The following is a 5,181-nucleotide window of genomic DNA, read 5'->3' as shown; positions in this document are numbered from 1 at the left end:
CGTCGACAAACACCACTTTCGCCTGTGCCTCGAGGCGGGGAGCCGGAAGCCGGAACGTGGGCTGCGGCGTTGCGGTGTAGCCGAGCGTGATCCGGATCTAGTTGCGCTGCCTGATGGCGTGCGAGCGGGCGCGCACGTCTTCCACAACGGCCAGGTCGCCCGGCCGAACGACGACGCCGCGGTCGACGCCCTCGCGGCTAACGGACGTCGATTCGCAGGCTCGACGTGCGAACGTTGCATTCCGACGGCGGCGTCACGGAGGTTCCGGTCAGCGCGTGGGAGGCGCACGCCAACTCCGAAGGGCACCTGGGTCAGCCCCACGTTGACGCTCCGCCTGATGGCAGCCGACGCCGACCAGGCTCATCAGGCGTGCGCACGAGACTCTGTGCGTTCGACTGGTGCTTCCGGGCCGTGCCGGGCGGCGTGGGTGTGACACGACCGCATCGGGCACGGAAGATCGGGACGAGCCTCGGGAGCCGACCTAGCATCGCCGCCATGGAGCACTGGAACGACGCGATGCGGCAAATCGAGGAGCAGCTCGCCGGCGAGCTCGACGTCGCTGCGCTCGCCCGGACGGCGCACACCTCCGAGTATCACTTCCGCCGCATGTTCTCGTCCCTGTCCGGGATGTCGCTGTCGGAGTACGTGCGGCGCCGTCGGCTCACGCAGGCGACGGCCGAGATCCTCGACGGCGCCGGCGTGCTCCCAGTCGCGATGACCTACGGCTACGGCTCGGCGGACGCGTTCACGCGCGCCTTCAAGGCGATGCACGGGATCACACCGACCGAGGCGCGCCGCCCCGGCGCGGTGCTCCGCTCACAACCGCGAATGAGCTTTCACCTCACGATCAAAGGACGAACGGACATGCATCACCGCCTCATCGAACTCGACTCCTACCGGATTGTCGGCCGGATGACCCGGATCCCGATCGTCTATGAAGGCCCCAATACGGCGATTGCGGCGTTCCAGGCACAGCTCCCTGGCGACTTGAACGACCGGCTGCTCGCCCACGCCGATGTCGACGCGCTACCGGGCTTGCTGTTCGTCACCTCCAACCAAGAGGGCGAAGGTCCCAGCGACAGCTGGTGCGACTACTACTACTCGGTGGCCACGACTACGCCCGCTGACCAGCTTCCGGACGACCTCGCCGTCCTCGAGGTGAAGGCTGGCGCTTGGGTGGCATTCCGCGGCGAAGGCGAGTTCCCGCAGGCGCTTCAGAACCTCTGGGCAGAGTCGTTCAGCGAGTGGTTCCCGTCGAACCCGTACCGCGTGGTCCCCGGCCCGTCCGTGCTGTCGATTCTCGACGCCGCCGCGGACGGCAGCCGTGGCAGCGGCGAGCTGTGGCTACCCGTAGAGCGAGAACCCGCGACCGTGTAGCGAGACTGCTGGCAACAGCCCCGCGCCTGCGCAGCAGCGGGATGGCAAGACCGCACGGTCGAGATACGCGAGATCGTCGAAAAAGGAGCCCTTTAGTCGGAGCCTCTTGCCACGGAGCAGGTGCCCGCGACGTCGGGTTCCGAACGTCAGCCGAACCTTGGGCCGATCGGTTGCGCGCGTGCCGTCGAGAGCTCAGCCGGCGTCCATAAGAGAATTCTCATTCAGGCGTCAAGCCGCGGGCGCCGACCTCTGAAAATGTGGAACTTTCAGACACGACGCAGCAAGCCCTCGGAGCCGCCCTGCGCGGTGCACAAGCCCGCCACCAGGCCCTCGCCGGCAACATCGCAAACGCAACCACCCCCGGCTACGTCCGCCAGGACGTCCGATTCCACGCTGCGCTGCAATCCGCCCTCGACGCCGGACACAAGCCTTCAGAGACCGTCTTCGCGCCGACAGCAGACGCCGCGGCAGGACCGGTTCGCGCCGACGGCGGCACGATCGACGTCGACCCCGAGTCGGCCAAGCTGGCGGCCAACGCGCTCGAGTACCAAGCGATCGTCGCCGTCAAGGAAGCGCGTGGGGCCGCCGTCAAGGCAGCCCTCGGATTGGGATAGAGCTCCCAGCGATCTCACACGCCTCCCGTAACCGCTCATTGCTGCGCTGAACCAAGCAACGCGCCGGGCCGACGGATGTGGTGGAACCGTCGGGGGCTGTCGCGTAAGTCGTTGAGCGTTGCTCGGCTTCAGTGCTGCGGGGCGGCGGGCCGCCGCGGGCGGCGGCCGTTAGGCCGTCGCGGTCGCGATCTGGTGTTGGTGGAGCTTGAGGAGGTTGTGGGTGGTGGTGATCAGGCGCCATTCGGTGCGGATCGCGGCTCTGCCTCTGCGGTGGAACTGCTTGAAGCCGCGGTTGTGTTTGGTGTTGCCGAACAGGCTTTCGATCAGGTGCTGGCGTTGGTGGTAGAGCGCCTTGCGGTGCTCGCTCGCCAGGACGCGACGCATGAAGTCGTAGAGGCCGCCGGTCCAGCCCGGCCGTGGCGTCGTTCTAAGCCCGGAGTCGGGGAAAATCAGAACGGGGATGCCCTCGGCGGCGAGGCGTTGCATCTGCTCGGTGTGCCAGTAGCCCGAGTCCGCAACGACCAGTTTGGGCGCCTCGGTGATCCCGACGTGTTGCAATTCCCGGCGGGCCGCGTTCAGGGTGCGCTCGAGGTGCCCGAAGTCAGGTGAGACGACTTCGGTCTCGGCGCCGATGACGATCCGGTGCTCGTTGGTCGCGGCCTGCGCGTTGTAGCCCTGGATGAACTGGTGCTGGCCCTTGACCATCCGCGAATCCGGATCGGTCGTGTTGATCTCGCCCTCCGGCACCGGCGGCGGAACGTAGGGCCTCGGGACCGTGTTCGGTCCCAGCCGGCCGCCGCGGCGGTCCTTGCCGCGAGCTCGGTAGCGCTGATAGGCCTCTTCGGCGCGCAGCTCGGTGAACAGCTGCTCGTCCATGCGCCGCTTAGCTTCGCGGACGCGCTTGGGCCGGTCGCGCGGGATCGGCGCGGCCTGCTCGGCGCGCTGGTCGTCGAGCTGGCGCCGCGCCACCTTGAACCAGGCCTTGCGACCGCCTGACGTCGCCAGCTCCGGCGGCAGCTCATCGCCGCGACGATCACCGAAACGCTCGTCTTCTTCGGCGTCGATCCGCTGCGCGTCCTCGATCGTCTCGCGGGCCAGGCGCTCGTAGTCGCAGTTGGCTTCCCAGCTGGCGTTGGCCGCGATCTTGCTGCCGTCAATCGCGACGATGTTCAGACCAACCAGACCAGCCCGCGCGCACAACCCGAGAACCTCGCCGAACACGCCCGCCAAGGCGTCCTGATGACGCTCGACAAACCGCGCGACGGTCGCGTGATCGGGCTTGCGCTGCGCAGCAATGACGCGATAGGCGATGTCCTCGATGCACGCTCGTTCGATCGCCCGCGAGGACCGAGTGCCGCGCGCGTAGGCATAGAGGATCAACGCGACCATCATCGCCGGATCAAACGCCGGGCGAGCTCGACCGTCGGCCCGGTAGACGGCATAGAACGCGTCGAGGTCCATCGACTCGACCGCGTCGAGCACGAACCACGCGAAGTGATCGTCCGGCAACCACTCACGCACGTCCGGCGGCATCAGAAACGACTGCTCGCGATCACACGCGATGAACCGCTGCGCCATCGCCGAATCGTCTTAGACCGCCCGGACGGCACCGCGACTTACGCGACAGCCCCGTCGAAAGGGATCACTTCCTGTACGGACGCAGGGCGTGCCGCGCGCCCCATAGGCCCGCTTAGTTTCGCCACAGTCGCAGCATCGCGCTGGAGCCAGCGAGCAAGAGCGCCCCGATCCCGAACGCCAGCGCTCCCGCCGGGATCCCCTGCAGGTAGCCGAGCACCGGTGCAAGGACAATCGCCGCCGCGCCGGCCCACCAAGTGTTCGCCCAGATGTTGTGCGCTAGCCGGTTCCGACAGCCCCGAGCGGGTTGGGCGGATGCGTGAGCCGGTGCAGCGTGACGCCGAGGGCGATCACGAGAACTACGACGAGCGCAATGTCCGCGACTTCGGTCACGGACGCCATGATCACCGGTCGAGGGCGCAAGCGTCATGTCGCACCCAGTGGAGTGGGCAGTGCCCGCTCGAGCCGGGGTTACGCAGAACCGATCTGCTTTAGGCCCTAACCGACACGCCGGCTCAAGGATCCCACTTCGTCGAAAGGAGCATTCGCTCGCGGCTCGATTGAGCCAGTCGAACTCCGACCAGAGGTATTGTCCAAGCGATCGTCGGGTACACGCGCCGCGTGCTTGCTGCGTTCTCGATGCGTTCTCGATCCTTGGGCTTCTCGCGCTCGTTGCGATCACCGCGATGCCGCAGGATCGCCGAGGCGTTCGCCCCGTCGGAATGGTCATCGCGCTGGTCGTTGTTGCTCTGTCCATCTGGCGCGTGATTCAAGACGGCAAGTCGTGGCTCATTCTTGTCCTCGTCGCTCTCGTCCTCGTTTGGATCGCGATTGACCAAGTGCGAGGGACGCGTCAACCCGAAGCCTGAGCCTTGGCCGGCGCCCCTCGCGCGGTCTTCGTAGTGACGACCGCCCGAACTCCTCGCAGACGACCTCTGCTCGGTGTGGAGCAGGAGCGTTTCCGTCGAGAAGGACCACTTCGATGGAAGCAGCGACGCCGCTCGACCGCGTCGCGTCCGAGGTCGCACCCGCCGACAGCTTGTGTGGGCTGACAGCGGGAAGCGAGCAGGAATTGAGAAGCCGGACCCCGCTCGTCGCTCTAGCGTCGCGGGCATGTTGAACCCCGGAACCGCTAGGAGGTAGCTCGTGTCTCTTCAGGCGAGCGTCATCATGCTCGGAGTTCAGGACGTGGAGCGCGCCAAGCGGTTCTACACCGAGGGAATGGGCGGCGAGATCGATCAGAACTTCCCTGGCTTCGTGAGGCTCCACCTCGGTGATCGGTCCTCGATGCTCGCGCTCTACGAGTGGAAAGCTGTGGCCGAAGACGCCGGCGTGGCCGCAGAGGGATCGGGGTTTCGCGGCGTCTCGCTTCATCATCTCACCGACTCCAGGGAGGCGGTCGACGAGATCATGCAGACCGCGGAGTCCGCCGGCGGCACCGTAGTCAAGGCCGCTGCTGCCGCGGAGTGGGGCGGGTACTGCGGCTACTTCAGCGACCCGGATGGCCACCTGTGGAAGGTGGCTACCGCTGGCTGACCACTGCTATCGCTTCCGCCGGAGGTACCGGCAGTAGCGCGGGCCAGGACTGGGCCGTTCAAAGGTACGCAACCGTCGA

At 66.9% G+C, this 5,181-nt stretch carries 5 protein-coding genes; 3 read left to right on the top strand and 2 right to left on the bottom strand.

Translation table 11 applies throughout. The features are described from left to right. The first annotated feature begins 495 nt into the window (after window positions 1–495). Entirely contained in the window at window positions 496–1,377 is an 882-nt protein-coding gene (locus tag OJ962_RS33920) for an AraC family transcriptional regulator (protein WP_270006932.1), read from the top strand. Window positions 1,378–1,634: 257 nt separating this feature from the next. Further along, window positions 1,635–1,991: a flagellar basal body rod protein FlgB gene (locus OJ962_RS33915; protein ID WP_202958704.1), complete on the top strand. Its 357-nt coding sequence runs from the start codon at window positions 1,635–1,637 to the stop codon at window positions 1,989–1,991. Window positions 1,992–2,159: 168 nt separating this feature from the next. Here the strand turns inward: OJ962_RS33915 and OJ962_RS33910 are convergent, their stop codons facing one another. After that, a complete protein-coding gene (locus OJ962_RS33910; RefSeq protein ID WP_202958703.1) occupies window positions 2,160–3,569 on the bottom strand; it encodes a transposase in 1,410 nt (469 codons plus the stop codon). Between the two features lie 512 nt (window positions 3,570–4,081). Further along, on the bottom strand, window positions 4,082–4,405 hold the full coding sequence (locus OJ962_RS33905; protein WP_202958702.1) for a hypothetical protein: 324 nt from the start codon (window positions 4,403–4,405) through the stop codon (window positions 4,082–4,084). A 307-nt stretch (window positions 4,406–4,712) separates the two neighbouring features. Here OJ962_RS33905 and OJ962_RS33900 point away from each other — a divergent pair, with 307 nt between their 5' ends. After that, window positions 4,713–5,102, top strand: a complete 390-nt coding sequence (locus OJ962_RS33900; RefSeq protein ID WP_202958701.1) for a VOC family protein — start codon at window positions 4,713–4,715, stop codon at window positions 5,100–5,102. Window positions 5,103–5,181: the final 79 nt, after the last annotated feature.

The organism is Solirubrobacter deserti, from assembly GCF_027587175.1.
Lineage (GTDB): Bacteria > Actinomycetota > Thermoleophilia > Solirubrobacterales > Solirubrobacteraceae > Solirubrobacter > Solirubrobacter deserti.
Note: the sequence above shows the minus strand (reverse complement) of the source record. Positions and strands in the feature narration are given on the sequence as shown.